Origin of the sequence: Tsukamurella sp. 8F (assembly GCF_029167375.1) — a bacterium.
Lineage (GTDB): Bacteria > Actinomycetota > Actinomycetes > Mycobacteriales > Mycobacteriaceae > Tsukamurella.
Genome location: NZ_JARFTP010000002.1, coordinates 105,918 through 130,967 on the forward strand (window position 1 = coordinate 105,918; position 25,050 = coordinate 130,967).

Annotated in this window: 19 protein-coding genes and 2 pseudogenes; 17 read left to right on the top strand and 4 right to left on the bottom strand. The window is 64.5% G+C overall.

Annotated features, from left to right (window positions below; translation table 11 throughout):
• Positions 1 to 7 precede the first annotated feature (7 nt).
• Genes P0W64_RS01965 through P0W64_RS01975 form a run of 3 tightly spaced genes read left to right on the top strand, consistent with a single transcriptional unit; the run spans position 8 to position 2,138 of the window.
• Complete coding sequence (locus P0W64_RS01965; RefSeq protein WP_275478370.1) at positions 8 to 1,318, top strand: cysteine desulfurase; 1,311 nt, start codon at positions 8 to 10, stop codon at positions 1,316 to 1,318.
• A complete protein-coding gene (sufU, locus tag P0W64_RS01970; RefSeq protein ID WP_275478371.1) occupies positions 1,318 to 1,800 on the top strand; it encodes a Fe-S cluster assembly sulfur transfer protein SufU in 483 nt (160 codons plus the stop codon). Before P0W64_RS01965 ends, sufU begins: the two co-directional genes overlap by 1 nt.
• Positions 1,797 to 2,138, top strand: coding sequence for a metal-sulfur cluster assembly factor (locus tag P0W64_RS01975; RefSeq protein ID WP_275478372.1), 342 nt, complete (start codon positions 1,797 to 1,799; stop codon positions 2,136 to 2,138). Before sufU ends, P0W64_RS01975 begins: the two co-directional genes overlap by 4 nt.
• Positions 2,139 to 3,197: 1,059 nt before the next feature.
• Here the strand turns inward: P0W64_RS01975 and P0W64_RS01980 are convergent.
• Complete coding sequence (locus P0W64_RS01980; RefSeq protein ID WP_275478373.1) at positions 3,198 to 3,605, bottom strand: hypothetical protein; 408 nt, start codon at positions 3,603 to 3,605, stop codon at positions 3,198 to 3,200.
• Between the two features lie 202 nt (positions 3,606 to 3,807).
• Between P0W64_RS01980 and P0W64_RS01985 the strand changes: the two are divergent.
• The 5 genes and pseudogenes from P0W64_RS01985 to tcmP form a co-directional block, all read left to right on the top strand.
• A pseudogene (locus P0W64_RS01985) lies at positions 3,808 to 3,936 on the top strand (helix-turn-helix domain-containing protein); the annotation flags it as partial.
• Positions 3,879 to 4,739, top strand: coding sequence for an IS481 family transposase (locus tag P0W64_RS01990; RefSeq protein WP_275478532.1), 861 nt, complete (start codon positions 3,879 to 3,881; stop codon positions 4,737 to 4,739). The pseudogene P0W64_RS01985 and the gene P0W64_RS01990, both read left to right, overlap by 58 nt.
• Before the next feature lie 444 nt (positions 4,740 to 5,183).
• Positions 5,184 to 5,396 carry a hypothetical protein gene (locus P0W64_RS01995; RefSeq protein WP_275478374.1) on the top strand — a complete coding sequence of 71 codons (213 nt, stop codon included), beginning with the start codon at positions 5,184 to 5,186 and terminating at the stop codon, positions 5,394 to 5,396.
• Between the two features lie 430 nt (positions 5,397 to 5,826).
• Complete coding sequence (locus P0W64_RS02000) at positions 5,827 to 10,611, top strand: type ISP restriction/modification enzyme (protein ID WP_275478375.1); 4,785 nt, start codon at positions 5,827 to 5,829, stop codon at positions 10,609 to 10,611.
• A gap of 2 nt (positions 10,612 to 10,613) precedes the next feature.
• Positions 10,614 to 11,762 carry a three-Cys-motif partner protein TcmP gene (gene tcmP / locus P0W64_RS02005; RefSeq protein ID WP_275478376.1) on the top strand — a complete coding sequence of 383 codons (1,149 nt, stop codon included), beginning with the start codon at positions 10,614 to 10,616 and terminating at the stop codon, positions 11,760 to 11,762.
• Here tcmP and P0W64_RS02010 read toward each other — a convergent pair.
• Positions 11,759 to 12,511 (bottom strand): phage Gp37/Gp68 family protein, encoded by a 753-nt coding sequence (locus tag P0W64_RS02010; protein WP_275478377.1) that lies wholly within the window; start codon positions 12,509 to 12,511, stop codon positions 11,759 to 11,761. The two genes, tcmP and P0W64_RS02010, sit on opposite strands and share 4 nt — an antisense overlap.
• Before the next feature lie 237 nt (positions 12,512 to 12,748).
• Here P0W64_RS02010 and P0W64_RS02015 point away from each other — a divergent pair, with 237 nt between their 5' ends.
• From P0W64_RS02015 to P0W64_RS02030, 4 genes are all read left to right on the top strand, one after another.
• The gene (locus P0W64_RS02015) at positions 12,749 to 13,861 is read left to right on the top strand and encodes a three-Cys-motif partner protein TcmP (RefSeq protein WP_275478378.1); all 1,113 of its coding nucleotides are present in this window, start codon (positions 12,749 to 12,751) and stop codon (positions 13,859 to 13,861) included.
• A 179-nt stretch (positions 13,862 to 14,040) separates the two neighbouring features.
• Positions 14,041 to 14,565 (top strand): hypothetical protein, encoded by a 525-nt coding sequence (locus P0W64_RS02020; RefSeq protein ID WP_275478379.1) that lies wholly within the window; start codon positions 14,041 to 14,043, stop codon positions 14,563 to 14,565.
• 56 nt (positions 14,566 to 14,621) lie between these two features.
• Entirely contained in the window at positions 14,622 to 16,442 is a 1,821-nt protein-coding gene (locus tag P0W64_RS02025; RefSeq protein ID WP_275478380.1) for an AAA family ATPase, read from the top strand.
• 162 nt (positions 16,443 to 16,604) lie between these two features.
• A complete protein-coding gene (locus P0W64_RS02030; protein ID WP_275478381.1) occupies positions 16,605 to 17,762 on the top strand; it encodes a hypothetical protein in 1,158 nt (385 codons plus the stop codon).
• Between the two features lie 208 nt (positions 17,763 to 17,970).
• On the opposite strand, the gene P0W64_RS02035 is transcribed toward P0W64_RS02030, so the two are convergent.
• Positions 17,971 to 18,774 carry a toll/interleukin-1 receptor domain-containing protein gene (locus P0W64_RS02035; protein WP_275478382.1) on the bottom strand — a complete coding sequence of 268 codons (804 nt, stop codon included), beginning with the start codon at positions 18,772 to 18,774 and terminating at the stop codon, positions 17,971 to 17,973.
• Positions 18,775 to 19,295: 521 nt separating this feature from the next.
• Between P0W64_RS02035 and P0W64_RS02040 the strand changes: the two are divergent.
• Positions 19,296 to 19,382, top strand: a pseudogene (locus P0W64_RS02040) (metal-sulfur cluster biosynthetic enzyme); the annotation flags it as partial.
• Positions 19,383 to 19,468: 86 nt separating this feature from the next.
• On the opposite strand, the gene P0W64_RS02045 reads toward P0W64_RS02040, so the two are convergent.
• Complete coding sequence (locus P0W64_RS02045; RefSeq protein WP_275478383.1) at positions 19,469 to 20,416, bottom strand: Dyp-type peroxidase; 948 nt, start codon at positions 20,414 to 20,416, stop codon at positions 19,469 to 19,471.
• Between the two features lie 169 nt (positions 20,417 to 20,585).
• On the opposite strand from P0W64_RS02045, the gene P0W64_RS02050 reads away from it, so the two are divergent.
• From P0W64_RS02050 to P0W64_RS02065, 4 genes are all read left to right on the top strand, one after another.
• Complete coding sequence (locus tag P0W64_RS02050; RefSeq protein ID WP_275478384.1) at positions 20,586 to 20,921, top strand: nuclear transport factor 2 family protein; 336 nt, start codon at positions 20,586 to 20,588, stop codon at positions 20,919 to 20,921.
• Between the two features lie 235 nt (positions 20,922 to 21,156).
• Positions 21,157 to 22,305: a PucR family transcriptional regulator gene (locus P0W64_RS02055; protein ID WP_275478385.1), complete on the top strand. Its 1,149-nt coding sequence runs from the start codon at positions 21,157 to 21,159 to the stop codon at positions 22,303 to 22,305.
• A 329-nt stretch (positions 22,306 to 22,634) separates the two neighbouring features.
• The gene (dnaK, locus tag P0W64_RS02060; protein WP_275478386.1) at positions 22,635 to 24,527 is read left to right on the top strand and encodes a molecular chaperone DnaK; all 1,893 of its coding nucleotides are present in this window, start codon (positions 22,635 to 22,637) and stop codon (positions 24,525 to 24,527) included.
• A complete protein-coding gene (locus P0W64_RS02065; protein WP_275478387.1) occupies positions 24,524 to 25,045 on the top strand; it encodes a nucleotide exchange factor GrpE in 522 nt (173 codons plus the stop codon). The genes dnaK and P0W64_RS02065 overlap by 4 nt, the downstream gene beginning before the upstream one ends.
• The last annotated feature ends 5 nt before the right edge of the window (positions 25,046 to 25,050 follow it).

The following is a 25,050-nucleotide window of genomic DNA, read 5'->3' on the forward strand; positions in this document are numbered from 1 at the left end:
AGAAGCGATGACGGTCGACACACACCGGACCGACCGCGAGGTACCCGAACCGACCGTCTTCACGGATGCGATCGATGTGGCGGCCGTCCGCGCCGACTTCCCGATCCTGGCCCGCACGGTGCGCGACGACAAGCCGCTGGTGTACCTGGACTCGGGCGCGACGTCGCAGCGGCCGCTGCAGGTGCTCGACGCCGAGCGCGAGTTCCTCACGCATCACAACGCGGCCGTGCACCGGGGGGCGCACCAGCTCGCCGAGGAGGCCACCGACGCCTACGAGGACGCCCGCGCTGCGATCGCGTCGTTCGTGGGGGCGTACGACGACGAGATCGTGTTCACCAAGAACGCCACCGAGGCGCTGAACCTCGTGGCATACACCCTCGGTGACGACCGGAGTGCCGCGCTGTTCGGTGGAAAGCAGCTGGGGGAGGGCGACACCGTCGTCGTCACCGAGTTGGAGCATCACGCGAACCTCGTTCCGTGGCAGGAACTCTGTCGCCGCAGCGGCGCGACGCTGAAATGGTACGGGCTGACCGACGACGGCCGCATCGACCTCGACTCGCTCGAGCTCGACGATAGCGTGAAGGTGCTCGCGTTCACGCATGTGTCCAATGTGACCGGAGCGGTCGCGCCCGTAGACGAGCTCGTCCGCCGGGCACGTGCTGTGGGCGCCCTCGTCGTTCTCGACGCGTGTCAGTCCGTTCCTCATACGAAGGTCGACTTCCATGCGTTGGACGTGGATTTCGCGGCGTTCTCGGGGCACAAGATGTTCGGCCCGTCGGGTGTCGGCGTCGCCTACGGGAAGCGCGAGTTGCTCGCCCAGCTGCCGCCGTTCCTCACCGGCGGCTCGATGATCGAGACGGTCACCATGGAGGCCACGACCTACGCCGCGCCGCCGCAGCGCTTCGAGGCCGGCGTGCCCATGACGTCGCAGGTCGTCGGGCTCGGTGCCGCGGTGGACTACCTGGACAAGCTCGGCATGGACGCCGTCGCCGCTCAGGAGCACGCTCTGGTCGACGCGGCGCTCGCGCGGCTCGGGGCGATCGAGGGCGTGCGAATCATCGGTCCCGAGGTGAACGCCGACCGAGGGTCCGCCGTGTCGTTCGTCGTAGACGGGATCCACGCGCACGACGTAGGTCAGGTGCTCGACGACGAGGGCGTGGCGATCCGCGTAGGACACCACTGCGCGTGGCCGATGCATCGCCGGTTCGGCGTCGCCGCCACCGCCCGCGCGTCGTTCGCGGCGTACAACACCGTTGCCGAGGTCGATGCTCTGGCCGACGCGATCGTCAAGGCACAGAAGTTCTTCGGGGCCGCCTGATGCGAATGGAACAGATGTACCAGGACGTGATCCTGGACCACTACAAGCACCCGCACCATCGGGGGCTGCGTGAGCCGTTCGGCGCCGAGGTGCATCACGTCAACCCGACGTGCGGCGACGAGGTCACGTTGCGCGTGCAGTTGTCGGACGACCGCGAGATTGTGGTCGACGTCTCGTACGACGGGCAGGGCTGCTCCATCTCGCAGGCCTCGACCTCGGTCCTCACCGATCAGGTGATCGGCGAGCCCGTGGGCGAGGCGCTGAAGATGCTGCAGAGCTATACCGAGATGCTGTCCTCGCGTGGCACCGTCCCGGGTGATGAGGACCTGATAGGCGACGGCATCGCCTTCGCCGGGGTCTCGAAGTACCCGGCGCGCGTGAAGTGCGCCCTGCTGGGATGGATGGCGTTCAAGGATGCGTTGGCACAGATCGTCGACGGCGATCGCGACACCGCCGACGACAGCAAGGAGAAGACGGCATGACGGATACCGAGCAGACGCCCAATCTGCCGACGCTGGACGACGTCGAGGAGGCGATGCGCGACGTCGTCGACCCGGAGCTGGGGATCAACGTCGTCGACCTCGGCCTGGTCTACGACATCAGGGTCGACGACGATGCGGCGGCGCTGCTGGACATGACCCTGACGTCCGCGGCCTGCCCCCTCACCGACGTGATCGAGGACCAGACGCGTTCCGCGCTGGTCTCGAGCGGACTGTGCACCGACGCCAAGATCAACTGGGTCTGGATGCCCCCGTGGGGCCCGGACAAGATCACCGACGACGGTCGTGAGCAGCTGCGGGCTCTGGGCTTCACCGTCTGACGTATAGGCTCCTGTCGCTGGGGCAGTATCTGCAGGTCACCGTCGGTATCTGTGCCGATTGACCGGCCGTGCTTGCGGCAGCTTCTTGGTGTATCGCACGGCTTGGGCGTTCGGTGGGTGCGGATTGAGCAAGGGCTCAGATTTGCCGATTTTTCTATCACTGTGTGTCGTTTTGTGTGTTGCTGGCGCTACGGCGGTGTGGCTCGCTGGTGATACAGGGTGGTCATGGACCGCACAGGTGTTGAACGTGCGGGATAAAGGTGTTCTGGATGCTGCCGTAGGTATGGACTAGCCGCCTAACGCCTAAGGTTCACTTTGCACCGCGCTGCTGTAGCTGCTGCCCGACAACGGGGCGTGGCCTTGACTCATCGGGCCGACTGCCGAACCTGGTGGTCAAGCATTTGTTCTCGCGACCTGAGTACATCCGGAAAGTGGTCCAAGAAGCCGGCGAGCTCGACCGCGACGACCGCGTCCAGGGGCTACCTCGGCGTGCTCTTCACGCCGGACTACGCCGGGTTCGGCACGCGGTTGTAGCTCCTCTAAGAGCAGGCCTGGCGGAGGGATCAGGTGTTCGATGCTGCGCACCGCGCCGACGTGGCCTCATCGCAGGCGGGAAGGACCACTCGTCGCGGCGCTGGCGGCCTGACCGAGTCGAGGTGTGCCGCGCGTACCGGGCCCCGCGTACCGAGCCTCGCAGCCGGGGGCCCGAGGCGAAGTACGCTCTCGAGGTGGCTGTCGCAGGGCGCATCACATCACGATGACGGGGCCACCGGGCACCTAATGCGGCTCCAAGTGACCTGTGCCCTTATGTGAGCACGTGAGTGACCTCTACAAACGTCAGTGACTTCACCGAACTTGGCGAGATTTTGTCGGTGTACGTCCTTAACTGAGCATGCAACGGGCTTAGTGGCGACTATTGGAATGTCGATTGGCGGACGGGCACAGGTGTCGTGTCAGTGTTCAACGTGGGGCGCACCTGCTGAAGACGACGACTGGCAACACGCGCTCATGACGCTATATGCCCAGGCTATCGCCGGTAGGCGACAGTCGGCGTTTCTGTCAGTCGCCGTGAAAGAACAGGGTCTCGAACAATGCTGCAGCGTCAAGACGCTCGTCGGTCGACACCTGGATCTCGCCTGCGGTCACTTCGTCGTTGGCGTCTTCGGTCAGCATCCAGGAGACCTGCACCTCGGTGGCTTCGGGGGCCCGTGCGACAACCACATAGTCGTCCACGTCAGTGGTCCAAGGCACATTCGGGCGAAAAGACTCTGGAGTGAGGACGACCTCGGCGTTGTCGTCGCGGTTGTTCCAGGTAACGGGATAGCCGCGAGGAGTGAACTGCAGAGTCGACGGATCGAACGAAGGTCCATACGGCTCCTGGGTGCGCACGACCGGCTCGACGGCCTTCTCGAAATCGGCGTTGCCCGGGTCCAGATGATCGAGGACTTCGCAGCCGTGGAAGGTCACGATCAAGTGAGGTTTTGCGACGAATCGGTCTCGGCTAGTTGTTCTGACCACGGACGTTAGGGGCACGGCGTGGTGAGGTGACAAGACGAAGACCTCCGGGTGAAGTGCGAACTGTCGAGGAAACGCACACACCCTGGAGGTCTTCGTGGTCCACCGTAACGCGTCGTTGTCGGAAACCGGGCGGCTGCGGCTCGCTCGGTGTGTGGTCGATGAAGGGTGGCCGGTGCGTCGTGCTGCGGAGCGGTTCCAGGTTTCGCCGACGACCGCAGCGCGCTGGGCCGGCCGGTACCGCGCTGGTGGCGCCGCGGCGATGGCCGATCGACCGAGTCGCCCGCATCACAGCCCCATGCGCACACCGACGCGGACCGAACGCCGCATCGTCAAGGTCAGGGTTCTGCGTCGCTGGGGCCGGCACGAATCGGTTACCTACTGGGTTTGCATCCGTCGACGGTGCACAGGGTGCTCACCCGCTACGGCCTGGCACGGTTGCGCTGGCTCGACCGTCCCACCGGCCGAGTGGTGCGGCGGATCGAGACCACCGCCTGCGGTGAGTTGGTGCACGTTGATGTCAAGAAGCTCGGCAAGATCCCTGCCGGCGGCGGCTGGCGGATGCTCGGGCGCGAGGTCGGCGGCCGCAACTCCCAGGCCGACCGCAGCAGCGGCCGGTTCAACAAGTCCCGCCAACCGCTGCGCGGGCATCATTTCCTGCACACCGCCCTCGATGGGCACTCCCGGATGGCCTACAGCGAGATCCTGACCGATGAACGGAAAGAGACTGCGGCAGCGTTCTGGATCCGCGCCAACACATGGTTCGCAGAGCGCGGGATCCTTGTTCGGAAAGTGTTGACCGACAACGGATCATGCTACCGCTCACATGCCTTCCGGGATGCGCTCGGCGTCATTGAGCACCGCCGGACCCGCCCCTACCGACCCCAAACCAACGGCAAGGTCGAACGTTTCCACCGCACACTCGCCGACGAATGGGCCTACGCCCAGCTCTACCGCACCGACGCCGAACGCAACCAGCGATACCCGGCCTGGCTACACACCTACAACTACCATCGAGGCCACACGGCACTCGGAGGAAAGCCGCCCGCGAGCCGCGTCCCTAACCTCACAGGGCAGAACAGCTAGTGATGCGGATACCCATCCCGGTTAGCCCGACACCGAGAACGTGCTCGCGTCCTTTCATGATGTGTTCGTCCTTGTCGGCGCGCCAGGTGGCCAGGGCGTCAGCGCGTTCCTGGCGCGATAGCGGCTCGGCGCGACCGTAGAGGCTTGCTGCGAACTGATGTGCTCCTGGCGGGAAAGCGGTCGCTGCCCCGCGCTGTGCCTTCTTACTGAACTGCTCTTCCCGGTAGTCCCGTAGCTTCTCCAGGACCTCTTTCACACGATCGACGCGGTGGACCCGGCCGAGCGTTCGACATCAAGGGTGATCGGCGGCTTCCCAGCACCCCGCGCGCGTTCGACAAGTGCTAGGACCTCCCCGGCGCGTGCAGGTCGGGTATTGCTGGTTCCTCGCACATAGATTGCGCCGTCCTCGAGGCTGTCACGGCGGTCGTCGCCCTGGTAGCTCTTGTGGCAGGGGTACATCGCCTGGCCGTCCTCGGGTGGCTGAGCGATGACGAACAGAACCTCGTTGCCGGAGTCGATGCCGATCCTGCCGAATTCGAACGCGGGGAACTGCGGTCCGAGGTATGGACGGAGACGGTCTTCGAGCTCATGAGCCTCGGTTCCGCGCGGGACTCCGGGGCACTGTTCTGTTGTGCACCGATCACCAAGACCGCGTAGCCACGGAAGTATCGGACCGCATCTTGTGGCCGGCGGTTCGCCGCTCCGAGAAGGAACTTCGCAATCTTGGCCGTGGTCGCCTTGCTTGGCATGTCGAGTGAGCCCTTGACCTCAAGGTAGTTCGTCTCCGCTTCATCACCGACCGCGATTACATGATCGAGGATGCTCTGGAGCGCTCGCGCGCCGAGCGGGATGATGTTGGTGTCGAACTTGGTTGGCGCAGGCTCAGCGCCGGGAAAGCGACGGATCGGGCATGGTGGGATTCTCCCATTCGGGACGACCGCGATATCGCGGAACTTGGATCCACTGTCGCTGTCTTGGAGGACTCTGGCCCATATGTCCAGAGCGCCCTCCGATCCGACGCTCGTGACATGCTGCGATAGCGGAGTTGCGCGCGGACGGAGCGATCAGACCTGGAAGACTGCTAGGCATGCCGGTGACGATCCATGACCTCCTCGATGACCTCCGCTCTCGCGCTATCGATGAGCGCGACAAGGGCGACAAGTTCGAGCGGCTGATCAAGGCCTACTTGTCGAACGAGCCCGAGTGGACCGCGCGCTTCGAGAACGTCTGGCTGTGGTCCGAGTGGGCGGGCCGAGGCACGCGCACCGACACCGGCATCGATCTAGTCGCCCAGCGCCGCGACGGTCAAGGCCTGGCGGCGATCCAGTGCAAGTTCTACGCCGCCGACCACAAGGTCGCGAAGTCCGACATCGACTCGTTCATTTCTGCCTCGGCCAAGAGCGAGTGGACGGAGCGCTACGTCTTCGACACCGCCGCTGGATGGAGCGGAAACGCCGAGGAAACCCTCGAAGGGGTCGCCCAACGAATCGACATCGGATTCTTCGACGACGCACGCGTCGACTGGTCGCAATACTCCTGGTCCAAACCGGATGCCGTTGCATTGGCGACCGCCCATAAGCCGCGCCGACATCAGCGTGCTGCCCTGGACGCTGTGCGGACTGGACTGGCCGAACACGACCGCGGCAAACTGATCATGGCCTGCGGCACGGGCAAGACCTTCACGGCGCTCAAGATCGCTGAGGACCTCGTCGGCGCGGGTGGCCGCGTGTTGTTCCTGGTGCCCTCGATTCAGCTGCTCTCGCAGACGCTGCGGGAGTGGATGGCCCAGTCGGAGGTCGACATTCGGCCATTCGCGGTGTGCTCGGACGTGCGCGTTGGACGCCGCACCAGCACGGCCGACACGGGCGACATCTCGACGATCGACCTCACCGAGCCCGCGACCACGGACGCTCCGACACTGGTGAAGCGCGTGAACGCCGGAACGGACGCCGCGGACCGGATGACGGTGGTGTTCTCCACCTATCAGTCGATCGACGTCATCTCGCAGGCGCAGCTGCTCGGCCTTGGCGACTTCGACTTGGTGATCTGCGATGAGGCGCACCGCACCACGGGGGTGACGCTCGCCGGGCAGGACGAGTCGCACTTCGTCAAGGTCCACGACAATCGGTTCATCCAAGCGGCCAAGCGGCTGTACATGACCGCGACGCCGAAGGTCTTCGACGACGCGGTGACGAAGAAGGCGATCGAGAACGACGCCGTGCTCGCGGACATGAATCGGGAAGACCAGTTCGGACCGGAGTTGCACCGCCTCGGATTTGGTGAGGCTGTCGAGAAGGGCCTGCTGACCGACTACAAGGTGCTCGTGCTGAGTGTCGAGGAGGAGTACGTCGCCGCCCACTTCCAGAAGGCGATGGCAGAGTCCGGCGAGATCCAGCTCGGCGACGCGTCGAAGCTCCTCGGCTGCTGGAACGGCCTCGCGAAGAACTTCGGCTCCGAGATCGGGACCGCCGGCGACCGCACGCCGATGCGGCGCGCGGTGGCGTTCGCGAAGGACATCCGGTCGTCGAAGGCGGCTTCGGCCGCGTTCCCTACCCTTATTGACCGAGCACTGCAGGACGATGTCCGCGCCGGCTCAAACAGCCTGCGCGTGGAAGCGGCCCACGTCGACGGCGGAATGGGCATCCACGAGCGAAACAAGCACCTCGACTGGCTCAAAGCCGAAGCTGACCCCGATGTGTGCCGGGTGCTGACAAACGCGCGCTGCCTGTCCGAGGGCGTCGACGTTCCGGCGCTCGACGCGGTGATGTTCTTGACGCCGCGCGGGTCTCAGGTCGACGTCGTCCAGTCGGTCGGCCGCGTGATGCGGCTCGATCCGACGGGCCGCAAGAAGCTCGGCTACATCATTCTGCCGGTCGTCGTACCGTCCGGGATCCCGCCGGAGGAAGCGCTGAAGGACAACCAGCGTTATAAGGTCGTCTGGCAAGTGCTGCAGGCGCTGCGGTCCCACGACGACCGGTTCCACGCGATGGTGAACTCCATCGAGCTCAACAAGCGGCGGCCCGACCAACTGCCCATCATCGACGCCACGCCCCGCCCTCCAAGTGACGATTCGGACTCGAGTGGGGGCGGTCAGAATCAGTCCGGCGACGAGCAACTCACTCTCGACTACGGCTTCGAGGGCTTCCGCGACGCGATGTATGCCCGGATTGTCAAGAAGGTCGGGGAGCGCAAGTACTGGGACACGTGGGCGAAAGAGGTCGCCGACATCGCCCACCAGCACGTCACCCGCATCAACGGCCTACTGAATGATCCAGAGTCACCGCAAGCGGTCGAGTTCGACAAGTTCCTGACTGGATTGCGCGACTCGTTGAACGGCTCGATCACCGAGACTGACGCGGTGGACATGCTCGCGCAGCACCTGGTCACCCGGCCGATCTTCGAGGCGCTGTTCGAGGGCTACGCCTTCGCCGAGACCAACCCCGTGGCTCAGATCATGGAGCGGATGCTCGCGAGCTTAGACGAGCACCCGCTGAGCGCCGAGAACGCACCGTTGGAGAACTTCTACGACTCCGTCCGCAGGCGCGTCGCTGGCGTCGACAACGCCGAGGGCAAGCAGAAGATCCTCATCGAGCTGTACGACAAGTTCTTCACTGTCGCGTTCAAGAAGACCGTCGACAAGCTCGGCATCGTGTACACCCCGGTGGAGATCGTCGACTTCATCCTCCGCTCCGCCGACGACGTGCTGCGCCAGGAGTTCGGCCAGGGATTGACCGACGAAGGCGTGCACATCCTCGACCCCTTCACCGGCACCGGCACGTTCCTCGTCCGGCTGCTGCAGTCCGGCTTGATCGAGCCGCACGACCTGGCCCGCAAGTACGCCAACGAGCTCCACGCCAACGAGATCCTGCTGCTCGCCTACTACATCGCCGCCGTCAACATCGAGACCACCTACGCCGACCTGGCGGGGGAGCAGACCGAGTTTCCGGGCCTGGTGCTGACCGACACGTTCCAATCCTGGGAGCCCGACGACACCCCCGACCTCGGAATGTTCGTCGAGAACAACGAGCGCCTGCAGAAGCTCAAGAAGCTGCCGATCACGGTGATCATCGGCAATCCACCGTATTCAGTTGGCCAGGACTCGGCCAACGACGATTCGGCGAACGAGAAGTATCCCGCTCTCGACGAAGCGATCCGGACGACCTATGCGGCGAGAGCAGCGACGTCCTCGATCAGAGGCATGTATGACTCATATGTTCGGGCACTGAAATGGGCGTCGCTTCGACTCGGCCAGCGCGGTGTGATCGCCTACGTAACGAACGGCGGATTTCTCACTGCGAGCTCCTCGGTCGGTCTTCGAAGGTCGCTTGTAGAGGAGTTCGCGGAGATCTACGTGTTCAACCTGCGCGGCAATCGCCGTAACGCTGGAGCCGAAGGTCGACCGATCTTCGAGGCATTCGCGAAGGGGTCTGGGGGATCAATTGCCGGCATTGCAATTGTCGTGCTCGTCAAAGACGACACCCGCGAAAAGCGGGCTGCGACCTTGCGCTACGCCCAGGTGGCTGACTTTACGACCGCCCAAGAGAAGGTTGACGAACTAGTCGCGACGCAGTCGATTCTGCGTACAGAAGCGTGCGACATCATCCTGGACGAACACGGCGACTGGTTTGGGCAGCGTCGCGGTGACTTCGCTCGATGGCTTTCTCTGCACGACCTCGATGGCCCCTCCGTATTCGGCGTCACTTCCAAAGGGCTGACAACCAATCGAGACGCCTGGGTCTACCGCGCCTCGCGAGCGTCGCTGCTTGCGGACCTGGAGCGCCTCGCGGCTACATACAGAAAAGCGCTGGACAGTGGCGTTTCTGTAAGAGATTTGCCCAGAAATCCGAGTAATATCGCGTGGTCGCGGCGCTTGTTGGCCCGATTCGCGAGCGGACAAGGAATTGAAATCGAGGACGGCGCGACGCGGCGGGCGACATATCGTCCCTTCGTGCGTCAGTTTGTATATTTTGACCCAACGTTGAATGAGGACCGTCGACGGCTGCCGATTCTATTTCCAACGTCTGAGCTGGGGACTCAAGGAATCTTGCTGACCGGGGTGTCCTCGCACTACGACTTCGGTGCTATCGCTTGCGACAGCATCCCAGACCTCCACCTCCTCGACACCGGACAGTTTTTCCCGCGTTGGCGGTACGAGAAGGTCGACGATTCCGGCATGCTCGACCTCGGCGACGGCGGCGACTCGGTGGACGGATACCGGAGGATCGACAACATCACAGACGATGTGTTGAAGCGGTTCCAGTCTCAGTATTCATCGGCGGACATAACGAAGGACGACATCTTCGACTACGTCTACGGACTCCTTCACTCGCCGGAGTACCGCGAGACGTACGCCGCCGATCTGAAGAAGTTGCTGCCCAGGATTCCGTTCGTGCGGGACTTCGTCGGCTTCGCGACCGCTGGCCGGAGGCTGATCGAGTTGCACCTGGACTACGAGAATCAGCAGCCGTACCCGCTCGATGGTCTCGACGTGGTCGCGAAGGGGGACTCCTACGATTTCTTCGCGGTCGGCGACAAGAAGATGCGTTTCGGCGGCACCGCCAAGCAGAAGGACCGCACGACAATCCACTACAACGACCGGATAACGCTGTCTAACGTCCCGGAAGACGCCTACCGCTACACGCTGGGCAGCCGCTCGGCGATCGAGTGGATCATCGACCGTTACTACATCAAGACGGACAAGGCCTCGGGGATTGTCAACGACCCCAACGACTGGTCCCGCGAGATAGGCGATCCAAGGTACATCCTCGACCTGCTCGCGCGGATCGTCACCGTGTCCGTCGAGACGATGAAGATCGTTGACGCACTGCCGCCGCTGGACACCCTCAAGGCGGCCGAAGACGAATCGGGATAACGATGGCAACGGGAACCGATGCTGGGCTGTTGGAAAGCCCGAAGCCGCAGTCGGTCTACAAGCACGCGATCCTGGAGCAGTACATCATCCAGTACGCGACCATGACCGCCAGCAAGCTGACCCCAAAACGGTGCGTCCTCTTCGATGGCTTCGCGGGGAGGGGACGGTTCGACACCGGCGAGGCAGGATCAGCCGAGCATATGATGGTCGCTGCGCAGAAGCGGAAGGGGTCGACCCAGATCGACTTGCTTCTGGTGGAACAGGCACATAAGGACTACGAGATCCTCGACAAGGTCGCTGACGAGTACCGCTCCCGCGGTATCCGTATCGACAGTCACCACGACGACTGCAAGAACCGCCTCGACGAGATGCTTCAACTTGCGAAGCAAGCCAGCCTGTTCGTCTTCCTCGACCCGTGCGGTGCGGTGCTCCCGATGGATTCAATCAGGGACGTGCTCGCCAAGCGCGGGACATGGCCGCGGACAGAGGTGCTTCTGAACTTCAATGCTGGCCTGATTCGGCGCGCGGGCGGACAGTTCAAGAAGGGACAGCTAGACCTTGGCGGAGTGGCTCAGGCGGACAGGGTGTGCGGCGGTGAATGGTGGCGCGACGTGGCGATTCGAGCCCATGAGGACTCCGGCGGTCAAAACTGGGAGTCGGCGGCTGAAGCGGTCGCCCACGAGTACGCCCGTCGTCTAACCGCCGCGACACCGTACGGCTCGGTGGTCGCGCCGGTCCGCCGACAGGTGCACCAACAACCCATCTACTACCTGATTCTCCTCACCTCGCAGCCCCACGGATTCTGGGTCTTCGGCGTGTCAGCGGCCAAAGCTCGGGAGAAGTGGATCGACTTCCTCGGCCCCGATCCGGACGAGCGCGAGAGCATGCTGTGGGACACCGTGGCCGATCAGCTCGAGCGTGAGCGCGCGTGCGCCATCCAGCACATCACCAACAATCTGCGTACGTTGACCGCCGACGGCAAGCCGAAGAAGGCCGTCGATAACGTGCATGCGATCTTCGGAGCCCTCTACGGCGAAGCGAGGGAGACTGCTTTCACTGCGGCACTACGGGAGTTGGTGAAGTCCGGCGAACTCGAGTACGTGACAAAAGGGAGTAAGCCGAGGGACTTTGTGTTTCGGCGGGTGAGCTAGGCCGATGTCCGGGCCAGCTCCGGCATGTCGTCCCAGGTACGGCCGTCGAGCTCGCGACCGTTGGCCTTAGGCGTCCTGCCGCCCCACTGCTTGAAGAAGAACGCGACGTCGGCCGCGAGGCACTGGTCGCGGATGTCCTCCACCCACGCCGGGTCCATGGGTCGCGCGCGTGGACCGGACTCGCCGCCGGCGATGACCCAGTCGATGCCGCGCAGGTCCAGGCCGGGCAGTGCTGTCAGGAGGGGTTCGCACGAGAGGAAGCGCGTTGCGGCCGGCACGGCACGTAGGTGGTCAATTCTGTCGACGACGTCGGACGATTCGACAGAGACGCCCATCCAAAGGTTGTTGGGCCACTCGAGCTTATCGGCGATTCGCGCTGTGCGATGGGCGCGCTTGGTGAGTACTTGATATGTGTGCTGCGGTGTCTCGCGGATCACATCGAATACCTCGCGGATGAAGCCGAGCGGGACCTTGGCGTGGAAGAGGTCGCTCATCGAGTTGACGAACACGACCTTGGGGGCACGCCAGGTGAAGGGTTGTTGCAGCGACCGAGGGTGGAGTGTCACTCCGAACCCCGGGCCTGAGGTGCGAGGGTCGCCGTCGTGCTGATACTTCTCGGCCCCCATCGCCTTGAGCCTCTTGGCGAGCGCGAGGGCGTAGCAGTTGTCGCAGCCAGCTGCTACGCGGTCGCAGCCCGTGACGGGATTCCACGTGACCTCTGTCCACTCGATGGCGGTGCCGCTTGCCATGTGTCTCCCATCGCTGCCTGTGGTGCTGCCTATTGTGCACCCTCCCCAGAACAATCCGTTAACTCACGTCACAGTGGTCACGTCGACTCGCGACTGTGTCATGTACTCCTCGGTGTGACGAGCGTCCCTATAATCAGTCCAAAGTGGGCTGATCGTCAGCGTGGCTAACGATGTTTCCTGTCGCCGTCGGGGCACATCAGACCGGCACCGCCCATCCTCAGACAGGAGCGAACCGCTATGGCAGGTAGCAACCCCGTACCGTGGTCAGCTGATCAGCACACCAAGGCCAAGCATGCCGTATATGCCCAGTACCTCGACAAATGGATGCCCATCATGGTCAATGGCTGGGGAGCAGACATCACGTACGCGGAGGGCTTCGCAGGCCCGGGAGTCTATCTCGACGGCTCCGCCGGCTCTCCGGTGATCGCAGTCAAGGCGCTCGTCGGCAACAAGGCCATTCGCACCAAGGTGAGAAATGGTGGAATCCGGTTCGTCTTCATCGATCGCGATCAACGGTGCATCGATCTGCTGCCGATGGAGATAGCGAAAGCAACCGCGCCTGTCCCTCTTGACGGACTGAGCGCTCACGGCGTCCACGTGACGGTGGAGAAGGGGGACTGCGAGCCAGATCTGCAGCGTGTGCTGACCCGGGAGCGGGCATGGGGGCGACCCATCCTCGCCGTACTCGACACGTGGGGCGGGGCAATCTCGTTTGATCTTGTCCAACGGGTCGCGGAGAACCCTGGCAGCGAGGTGATCATCACCATGCAACCGCAGTACTTCTCGCGCTTCGCCTCCGTCGACTCGATCGAGCATGGTGACCGAGTGTTCGGAGGGTCTAGCTGGCGTGAGGTTGCAGGCCAGCCACCCGAGAAGAAGGATCGCTGGTTGTTGCAGCGATACCGCCAAACCATTCAGCAAGCGGGGTTCCAGTACGTGCTGGACTTTGAGCTCATCGATAAGCGCGGTCAGTCCCTGTTCTTGGTGTTCGGAACGACCCACGAGAGAGGCCTAACCAAGATGAAGGAGGCCATGTGGGAGGTCGATGATATCGCCGGCGTTGGGTACCGAGATCCGCGAGATCCGAACCAGGAGGCCCTCGCGATTGAGATCGAACCGAATACTGCGCCGCTCAAGCGGCTGATCGTGGACCATCTCCGCGCGCTTCCTGGGAACCAGGCTACCGTCAACCACCTTCGCAAGTTCGCTTTGCGAAGCACCGTGTACAAGGAGAGTCAAGCGGCGTCGGTTGTTCGTGAGATGGTCGGCGAGGGACAGCTCACACGCACTGGCGGAGGATTGCACCGCTCGCGACTTTCATCCACCGACGTGGTCGCACTGCCGACGTAGAGCGCTGCTTGAGATCAAATGGCGGGGGAGCAACTGCTCGAGAGTGCGCGGCCCTCGTTCCGTACCGTGGAGGAGCATGAAGGAGATCGTGCATTGGTGCGAGGTCTGCGGCACGGAGGAACTGCTGACTTCCGAAGAGGCGTACCGGGGCGGCTGGGACTTCCCGCTGAAGATGGGAAGTGGGGTGTCATCTCCCCGCGCACGTGTGGATCCTGCCCGATGAACGCCACGGTCTGGTGGCCACCGCTATGGGCGGGTACGACGTCGAGCAGCTCAGCGCACGACAACGCAAGGTTCTCGCCCGCATCTTGAACGAGAAGCCTGACGAGCCAGCCAAACCCATCGACGGCTACGAACGCCGGGATCGGCTCGGCCTCGAGGCCGGCGGTTCGTGGGTCGTCTCGACGCGGTCGGGCTCCCACTATCTTCTTCAACTCGATGGGGAGGAGAAGACGCTCGTGCGTCTGGCCGTCGATCACGGCCACTCCTATCCGGACGGGACGCATGCGCTTCGGCGAGACGGACAGGTGTTGCCTCTGCTCGGCCTGGTGGACGGACCGATCGAAGTCGGCAGACCCGCGTACCTGGTGATCGGCGGTCTGACTGATGCCGAGGGCTACGTCTCCACGACACGGGCGACCTCGGACGTGACCGAGATCAAGAGCGCGACGTATAGCCCACCTCCGGTGCACGAGGGGAAATGACACTGTGATCATCCGACTCGGCCGCGCCCGGCACGGCTGCCTCCTAGGCTGACGGCATGCATATCGAGCAAGTCCACATCAGGCGTCTTTTAGGCTTTGAGACCCTGTCGCTTGACGTGGATCCGGCCCTTCAACTCATCGCAGGGCCGAACAACGCTGGAAAGTCTTCGTTCATCCGTGTACTCGAAGCCTTTTTCTCGGATCCGACAGCCGACGATTTCAGGCGTCTGAAGCCGCTGAATGACTACTACGTCGATGGCGGCCGCAGGATGCTGTCGAGCATCAAGGTCCACTTCGGTGGACTCACTGACGCCGAGACCGACGAGCTGGACGGCACAGTCGGCCGCGACGAGACCTTCTGGGTCCAGATCACGTGCTCGCGAAATGGCAAGATTAGTTACCGCACGTGGCGGGGTACAGACGCACGATCTCGCGAGATCTACGAATGGGTGCTTCAGTCGTTCGACTTCGTGAAGATCCCCTCGATCAGGGTGAGTGATGCTGACCAGGGTGACGCGGACCAGTCATTGACGCGGCTCCATGACACGCTGGAGGGGGTACTGGTTCGCTCGGGAAGCTCCCGCTCCACGCAACTCCAGAAGGACTTCGCCAAGGCAATCGAGCCTGTAGAGAATCTGGTGCGGGAGGTCCTCAGCGAGTCGGTACAGTCGGTCGCGGTCGAACTCCCTTTCCAGGATCCGGTCCTCGGAGTTGACCTGCCGACGCCCCGGCACGCGCTGCGCGGGATGCTCCGGGAAGCTGTCATCACCAGTCAGGACGACGTCGTAGTCCCGATCGCCGAGCGCGGCACGGGATTTCAGTCGGCTCTAGTGCTGGGTATCCTCCGTTACGTCTCGTTGAAGAGCAGACAGGCAGGCACCAACGTCCTCTTCGCCGTCGAAGAGCCTGAGGCATTCCTCCACCCGCAGACGCAACGGGCGATGGCCAAGATCCTGAAGGACATCTCGGCGGAGGCACAGTTGCTTGTAACGACACACAGTCCGGTGCTGGTCGACTCGTTTTCCGTCACCAGGATTGCGCGACTTCCGCTCAGTCCGGAGGGTATGACGTACTCAGCGTCCAAACCGGACTTGGCGGTTGACGAAGAGGGGCGGTTGACTCGCTACTGCGACGCGACCAACAGCGAGCTGGTGTTCGCCAGCTCGGTGATCCTGGTCGAGGGCCACAGCGACAAGCTCGTTATCGACTTTCTGTTGGAGAGGATCACCGGTGGTCCGGGTGGACACTACGCCCTGGGCATCGCGGTGATCGAGGCGTCCGGGATCACGACGATCTCCCATCTGCTCCGGCTCGCCCAGCTCTTCGGCGTCCGCGCCTACGTGCTCACCGACAAGGACGGCGTGCACAAGAACGGGGACAACAAGCGCGCTCTGGTCGAGATCCTCAAGGCCAAGGACCCGAAGCCGCCCACACTCTTCCTCAACAGTCTGCGAGAGCTGGCTGACCGGCAGGTGAAGACCCTCAAGGCTGCACTCGAGCACCAGGAGGAGCTCAACACGATGTTGAAGCAGTGGGACGCGTTCGTGCTGAGCTCCGATCTCGAAGGCCTGCTCCTCGACGTGGTCGGGCAAGAGAAGCTGGCGAAGTTGCTCGGCCCTGACGAGACAGGGGAAGTAAGTAAGGAGACCGCGGAGACGTTCGCGACAGGGACCGCCGGCCGCGAGGCGATGGCGGCGTACCTCGGTGCGAAAGGGTGGAACTCCGACCGCAAGAAGTCTGGCAAGGCGAAGCCGCACATTCCGTCGGCTTTGCTGCGGCAGCACCTCGGATCGGCGTCGGGACATCGCCGCGCCATCAAGCCGTTGACGAATTGGCTGAACGAGATCGTAGACGCGCATAGGCGCGCGCCGCTTTGATTCTTCCTGTGATGCGTGCTCGAACTTCGTGATCTGTGTGGACCGCAACATCGCATACACGCGTGCGATATTGGAGCCAAGGGCCTCCCTGGTTTGAATCACTGTCGCTGCCGGCCATGGAATCTGCACACAGGCTCGCCTTGTGGTGGCAACCTTTGATGGATGGCGACAGCGGAAGAGGAGGCTGGGCGTCGTTTGTCCGAGACCGTGCTGCGCGACGTCGGTCAGCCGATCCCGCACGAGGCTCGTGACTACTCGCTGGCCTCCTATCGGTCTGAGTTCTCGTCGCGAGAGGCACCGCTGCCGGTCCTGCTGCGGTACGCGCTGTCCCTCGTCGGGCTGAAGCACCACGGACCGCGCGAGAAGGTCGCGTGGTGGGTGCCGTTCACGTATCGGGGCTACCCGTGCGAGCTTGCGCACGAGAAGTTCGGCGTCCGACTGAGAATCGTCGGCGACCTCAGTGAGGAGCACGCCGACGACCTCATGGCCGAAGTGCGTCAGAAGCTGACGTTGGCGGTCAAGACCGTCGAGCAGCTGCTCTCCGAGAGCGCGGGCGGGATCCTCGACGCCGGCGACGTCACCGTGGTGAACCAGCACTTGCAGCTGCGGCGCGCCTACGACTACTTCCGTGAGCGCGCGAGCAACCCGGATGTGGTTGAAGACGTCCGCGAGAGCGGCATGAGCGATGTGGGCGAGTGGTGGTCGATCCTGTTGGGGGAGGAGGTCATGACGCTCAACGCCAGTCACGATCTCGTCGCCGCGATCTCGGCGTTCCTCAGCTCGCTGGAGCACGACCTTGTCTTGGCGCTGCCCTTCCTTGATTTCGACCCGAGCATTGACTGCCTGACCAAGATCATCGGAGCCCGTTGGGGTGACAAATGGCGGCGGGTGGTGGGTCACTCCGACCCGGAAGCAGTTCGTCTCCGGGAGCGTCTGACTGAAGTGATCGAGCGGTGGCGGAACCCGTACTCGCACGGTGGGTTCGAGAAGGGGCACGGTGCCACCGTGTACCTACACACGCCGGGACTCGGGGCGCTCCCGGTCGGGTTGTCGGGCATCCGCGACAGCCCTCTGTTCTCTTTCCATGCGGTTTCGGGTACCGACATCGAGGGCGTGTTCGCTCTCTTCGACGAGATCGACGTCTACTTCGCCAAGGCCTTCCCTCACGCGATGGGCTGGATCGACTCCGGCCTCGACGTCCAGTTCAACGCGGCGTTCCGGATGGAGGTGATCGAGCGCGTCGGGGCCGAAGGCAGCCTCGCGCGGATGATCGACGTTTACGCCAACCGGGTCGACCGGATCACGAACATGGACTTCTAGCGAGGCTCTCGAACCTCGTGCCGACAGACCAAGTGGGCGGCGAGATTGACGTAGATTGTCCTGCTTAACGACCGTTTGCGGAGCCATCGTCAGGATGACTCGACGACCCTCCATCGGAAATCGACGAACGGCGGGACGTACTGACGATCGCTTGTGTCCTCGCGCTGCACGTCAAGAATGTCGACGACTGCGAGTCGCCCGTGCGTGTTCATGAGCACGACACTCTGGCCGACGCACGGAGTGACGGGGATTGTCCAGGCGTGAGCTGCTGTGCGACGGCGTGGTCGACGCCCTTGACTCGAACGAGCCCGACGGCCTTGATGGGACCTTTGTAGACGTACACCGAGTTGTCGGCGCATCCGCTGACCTGCAGCGCGAACTCAGAATGGCGGACGCCCCAGCGAAAGGTCTTCTGCGGCGCTTCTTCGTAGACGAAGTGCGTCTCGCCGGCGAGGTCCGGGCTTCTCCACTGTGTTGGGTCACTGCGCAGATCTTGATGCTCGAGCCGTGTGGCCCGCTCTCGAAGAGTTGCGATCGGCGTCGCGCTGTCGAGATTGGCCGGGAGTCCCGCGGCCCACCGCCACAGGTCTTCGATCTGCTCGGCACCCGGGGACTCTTGCTGGCTTCCCGGAGCGTGGTTGAAATCGAAGCCCTTAGGCATCCTGTCGCCGAGCCACGCCGGTAGGACGTAGGAGCGGTTATCGACGAAGAGGGCTGACAGCCAGGCGGCCTCACGAGACGCGTCGACCTCGGCGATCCAGCGGTTCTCTTTGCCTACGCCAGACTCAGGGATGGTGTCGGCCCTCTGGACGTAGTTCTGGTCCACGATGAGCAGCACACGCTTACAGTCTGAGACTCGACGCATGAAGCCGTTGAGGTCGTCGCCGTAGTCGACGTCCGCGTCGATGAGGACGTCGAAGCCGAGCGCCTTGAGCTGCGCCGCGAGCAGGCGCACCCACTCCCGGTGCGCCTCCGATGTCCAGGCGTACGAAATGAACAAGTCTGCGCCCACACGCTTCCTTACGTCGATTCGCTCAAGGTTGCCTAGCGTGAGCAGCCGTCCTCACGAGACTACGGGGCGTTTCGGCCCGAGTGCGGGGACACCAGTTGAAGCTTCATCCACGTCTGGAACGAGACGACCCGTGGTCGCTCGGCTGCTTCGCCGGATTCCAGCCGCCCGGTGGTTAGACGACCAACCGTGAGACGCCCGCACAGCAGTTGGGGCGCATCCGCTCGCGGGTACCGAGACTGCGATCGCATTCCACGGAGCGGTGGAGGGGGCGGTTACCGCGGAACACCGCGCCGCCACAGAGATCGTCGCTGCGCAGGCGGCGGGGGTGACGAGCCGTGAAAGCTACAAGCATGCTCGGCCCGTTGTAACCCGTGGTCCACCGTCGTCCCCTACCGTCCCCCGCTCCGGTGTCCTTGAAATTTTTGTGTGTCGTTTTGTGTGTTTTTCGTCGACCATCATCCCGATCGTTCAGTCCATTGATGCAGGTAGAAGCACATATCTGGTCAACAAGGCCGTAGGCCAACTGGGTCTGGATGCCCCCGTGGGGCCCGGACAAGATCACCGACGACGGCCGCGAGCAGCTGCGCGCCCTCGGGTTCACGGTCTAGCCGGGACGGCATAGGGCCGGGCCCGCCGCACATGTGGCGCTGACCCGAAGGCCCGGCCGTTCCCGCTCCCGCTCGGTGGCCGGCTTTCAGCCGTCCAGGCCGGCCAGGAACGGCAGAGACGGCACGAAGAACGTGCAGCCGGTGACCGCGGTGGAGTAGTCCAGGATCCGGTCGTGCAGCGGCGGGGGCGCGCCGACGAACATGCGTTGCAGCATCTCCTGCATCACCCAGAGGTGCCGCGAGTAGCCGATGAAGAAGGTGCCGTACTCGCCTTTGCCCGGTGTGGCGAAGGGCATGTTGTCCCGAAGAATGTCGTGCTCACCGTCCGCGTCGGTGACGGTGCAGAGCGTCTTGTGTGCCTTCTGCTGGTCCGCTTCGGCATCGGGAAGTTCGACGTTGTCGAACTTGGTCCGACCGATGACCGCCTCCTGGACCTGCGTGGGCTGGCTCCGCCAGCTGCCCAGGTCGTGCAGGTACTTCTGGGTGATCACGTAGCTGCCGCCCGCGTGTGCGGGGTCCTCCTGGCCGACGATCGTGTCGTGCAGCGCATCGGTGCCGATCGCATTCGCCGTGCCGTCGACGAACTCGAGCATGTCCCTGGTGTCGAAATACCGGAAACCGGCGACGTCGTCCACGGCCGTAACAGCATCGCCGAACGCTTCCAACAGCAGTTTCTCGAATTCGACGATCAAATCCATACTGTCCGCCCGCAAGTGGAACAACAGGTCACCCGGCGTCGCGACCGCGACGTGCTGTGCGCCCTTCACCTCGGTGAACGCCGCTAATTCCCGCGGTGCGGGCTTGCGGGTGAGGGCGTCCCACACTCGGTGGCCGATTCCGACGTTGCAGCTGAACGAGCCGTGTGTGGCGCGGATGCGAACGTCTTTGATCAGGTCGCCGGTACCGGCGACGACCGAGCGCGCGGTGCGCATCGCCTCTTCGCCGTCGTTGATGGTCAGTACCAGAAACGCAGCCGACCGAGTCAAGGGTCTGGTGACGTCCTGCGGCTGGGGGAGGGCGGACGCGTCGGTCATGGCCACAGGCTAGCCACGTCTCCGATGGCTCACGGCCTCGGCGCCGCCTCGATCAACGGCTGCCCAATCTTGTCTGTGCTGTGCGACAAACGTCGGGAGGGGGCACGCGCGGCTCGGCTCTCGGCACCATGCTGATCTCGACGTTCCCGCCACTACCGAAGGGGTAACAATGCCGACTACCGATGAGCTCGCCGCCCGGTTCCACAGCGCGTCGTCGTCCGGTGATTCCGAGACGCTCCGCTCGCTCCTGGCGGACGACGTCCGATTCATCGGCCCGGTCGCGCACACCTCGGGCGTCGAGGACACTGTGGCGGGACTTGTCGAAATGGCCGAGGCGATCCGGGTCGACGAGGTGGCGGTGCTGGTCGGCGGCGATGCCGATGCGATCATCTGGTCCGATGTGTCGCTGTCCGAGCGCCCTGCGATCCCGGTCGCCACCTGGCTGCATTTCGATGCCGACGGGCGCATCGGGGTGATCCGCACGGTGTTCGATCAAGGGCGGTGACGACCGGTCCGACAGCGCTCCCGGCACTCTGCCCCGTCCCTTCTAGCGGGCTCCCGATCTGGGGCCTCGGGTAGCATGATCTCGCGATCACGGGAACGTCTCTGGTCGAGTCTCCCGCGATCCGGCGATGGCGTGAGGACAGGGTTCTCGACGATGGGAGTGCGCGGGGTTGATCCCTGAGCAGCGGAGCGACATCGCGGCCTGGATTCGGTCGCGCATCGGTGACATCGCAGATGTGGTCGTCAAAGAGGTGGTCGTCCGCGTCGCCTTCTACGCCGACAGGAATTCGACGGTGCCCGACAGTGAGTTGCGTGCCGCTGTCGAGGCGGCGCTCGAACTCGCCGCCGACTCCATCGCGGTCGGCACGGGCGACGGTCTCGACCTCGGATTCGCCCGCGAGACCGCCGCGCGGCGTGCACGCGAGGGAGCGCCGCTCCCCGAGGTGCTGCGTGTGTACCGGATCGCGTTCGGTGTGCTCTGGAAGGATCTGGTCGACCGGGATCGGAGTGCTGTCCCGGCCACTTCGGAGCTCCTCGATGTCGCGACGGTGATCCTGGATCTGATGGACCAGCACGCGGTCGCGGTGACCGAGGCCTATCGCGAGGCCGGCGCCAGCATCCTCAAATTCCAGCAGCGACGCCGTTCCGCCCTGGTGGAGGCGTTGCTCACAGGCCACCCCACTCCGGAGGTCGGGCCCTGGGAGGCGGTGAGCCTGCTCGGATTCCCACACGGCGGAAGGCATGTCGTCGTCGCCGCGGACACCCCGCGCGTCGCCGATGAGGCCCTGCCCGAGGTCGAGGAGAAACTCGCATCGCACGGTCTGGCGTCCGCATGGCGCCTGGCGCCACTGCAACAGCTCGGGGTGATCGCGCTACGGGGCGAGTCGGTGGACGCCGTGGCCCGGGTACTCGAAGCGATCCCGGGCGCGCGCGTCGGTATCAGCCCGGTCTACGACACCCTCCCGGAGACGCCGAGGGCGCTCCGGCTGGCCCAGGCAGCTCTGGAGATCCTGCCACCGAAACGGGCCGGGGTGCATGTGTTCAGCTCCAGCCCACTGGCCGCTCTCGTCGTGTCCGCGCCGGCCGAGGGGATACGGTTGGCGCATCGCGTACTGGGGCCGGTGCTCGCGATGGCGGCAGACGACCGAGCGGTCATGATCGAGACGCTGTGGGTGTACCTGAGTCGATCGGGATCGGCGGAGAACGCGGCCCAGTTCCTCTACTGCCACCCGAACACCGTGCGCTATCGACTGCGGCGGCTGCAGGAGATGACGGATCGGCGCCTGTCCGAGCCGCGTGAGGCCGCCGAGCTGACCGCAGCTGCATACGTCGTGCGGCTGAATCCGTCCGCATTCTCCGAGACGCGCAGCGACCCGAACTCCTGACGCCGGCCCCGACGCACACGGGTCGTGCGTCAAGGACGATCGCCCCATTCTGTCACCCCGCACAGTGCTTGTTACACCGCGGAACAAGGGGCCGACGATGGTTACCGCACAGCTCATTTCGGCCGCTAGCGTGAGTGTGGCCCGCGCTGCGACGGTCACCTCCATGGGGCCCATGACGGAGATGCTCCGATCACCCTCGACTGCGCCCGCGCGGGATCTTCGTGGTGCGTGAGTCGGCCGCCGCCGGGTCGTCGGCCGCGCCGTACGTATCACGGATACGCACGCACCACGACACGGACGATCGACACTTCGGGAGATTGAGGAAGCGCATGGCTAAGGCTGTCGGCATCGACCTGGGTACGACCAACTCTGCGGTAGCAGCGACGATGGAGGGTGGGCGCGCGGAGATCATCGCTAATGCGGAGGGCGGGCGCACCACCCCGTCCGTCGTGGCGTTCACCGACGACGGGCAGCGACTCGTGGGTCAGGTCGCCCGGCGGCAGGCGATCATGAATCCCGACGCGACCGTCTACTCCGCCAAGCGATTCATCGGACGCAAATGGGATGAGGTCGACGACGAGTCGAAGATCGTCTCGTACAAGGTGGACAAGGGGCCCAATGACGCCGTGCGCTTCGATGTCCGCGGCCGGCAGTACGCCCCCGAGGAGATCTCCGCCCAGGTCCTGCGCAAGCTCGCCGAAGACGCGAGCAAGTTCCTCGGCGAGAAGGTGACCGAGGCGGTCATCACCGTGCCGGCGTATTTCAACGACGCTCAGCGGCAGGCCACCAAGGACGCCGGGCGGATCGCTGGACTCGAGGTGTTGCGCGTCGTCAACGAGCCCACGGCGGCCGCGCTCGCCTACGGACTGGAGAAGAAGGGTGCCGAGACCGTTCTGGTCTACGACCTCGGCGGCGGCACGTTCGACGTATCGATCCTGGACGTCGGCGACGGCGTCGTCGAGGTGCGCTCGACGAGCGGTGACGGTCACCTGGGCGGCGACGACTTCGACAAGTGCGTCGTCGATTGGGCGGCGGCGGAATTCCAGCGCGAGCAGGGCATCGATCTCGTGAAGGACGCGCAGGCGCTGCAGCGGCTGTACGAGGCCGCCGAGAAGGCCAAGGTGGAGCTGTCCACGACGACCACCACCACGCTGAACCTTCCGTTCATCACCGCCGACGCGTCCGGTCCCAAGCACCTCGACCTGACGCTCTCGCGGGTGAAGTTCGATCAGTTGACCCAGTCGCTGGTCGAGCGCACGCGCAAACCGGTCGAGCAGGCGCTCAGCGACGCCAAGCTGACCGCCGACGATATCGACGAGGTGATCCTCGTCGGCGGGTCGACACGCATCCCGGCCGTTCAGGAGCTGGTGCGCCGGCTGACCGGTGGCAAGGAGCCGAACATGTCGGTCAACCCGGACGAGGTGGTGGCGATCGGTGCCGCCCTCCAGGCGGGGGTGCTGAAAGGCGACGTCGAGAACGTCGTGCTGCTCGACGTCACGCCCCTGTCGCTCGGCCTGGAGACCATGGGCGGCGTGATGACCAAGGTGATCGAGCGCAACACCACGATCCCCGCTCGCCGCAGCGAGGTCTTCTCCACGGCCGAGGACAACCAGACAGCCGTCGATGTCGTTGTCCTGCAGGGCGAGCGCGAGCTGGCATCGGACAACCGGCAGCTGGCGCGATTCCGGCTGGAGGGAATCCGGCCCGCTCCGCGCGGCGCCCCGCAGATCGAGGTCACGTTCGACACGGATGCGAACGGCATCCTCAACGTATCGGCCAAGGACAAGGACACGGGCCTCGAGCAGAAGGTCGAGATCACGGAGTCCGCGAACCTGATGTCGGACGAGATCGACCGGATGGTCACCGAGGCCAAGGAGCACGCCGCCGAGGACAAGACCCGGCGCGAGGAGGTCGACGCCCGCAACCAGCTCGACGGTCTCGCGTACCAGGTGGAGCAACTGCTCGGGCAACTCGCCGAGTCCGTCCCGGTCAACGAGAAAGCACGCGCCGAGCAGCTCGTGACCGACGCCAAGGCGGCGGTCGGGGACCGCGCCGGTCTCGATCGGGTCCGCCCTCTGATCGCGGACCTACAACAGGTGGTGCACAGCCTGCCCGCGACGGCGGCCGCAGCGCAGGGGCCGGCGCAGGGATCCGGCGGCGAGTCCGGCGGCGGTCCGTCGGGCGATGACGACGTCGTCGACGTCGACTTCACGCGCGAATGAGTGGCGACGACTCCGTGGCGGACGAGTCCGCGGACGGACCGGAGCGGGAGGGCGCTGCGCCGGGCGAGGAGTCCGAGGACCCCGGTTCGGCGGCCGCCCAGCTCCGTGCCGAGCTCGAGCAGTCTCAGAACCGGTACCGGCGGGCCCTGGCCGACCTGGACAACTACCGCAAGCGCACGGAGCGCGAGGCGCAGCGCCAAGCGGCGGCGGCCGGCACCAGGATGTTGCGGGACTGGCTGGACGCGGTGGACAGCGTAGAACGTGCGCTGAAGATGGAGCCCGGTGATCCCGGTCTGACGGCGGTCCTAGAGCAGATGAACGCGATCCTGACCCGCAACGGCGTATCCCGGATCGAGACCGCGGATGCCCGATTCGATCCGGAACGTCACGAGGCAGTGGCGGTGGTCGACGGTGACGACCAGATGATCGTCGACGTAGCCCGGTCCGGATACGTGCGTTCCGACGGAGAGGTCGTCCGCCCTGCCCAGGTCGTGGTCGGCCGGCGAAAGGTGGACTGAATCGG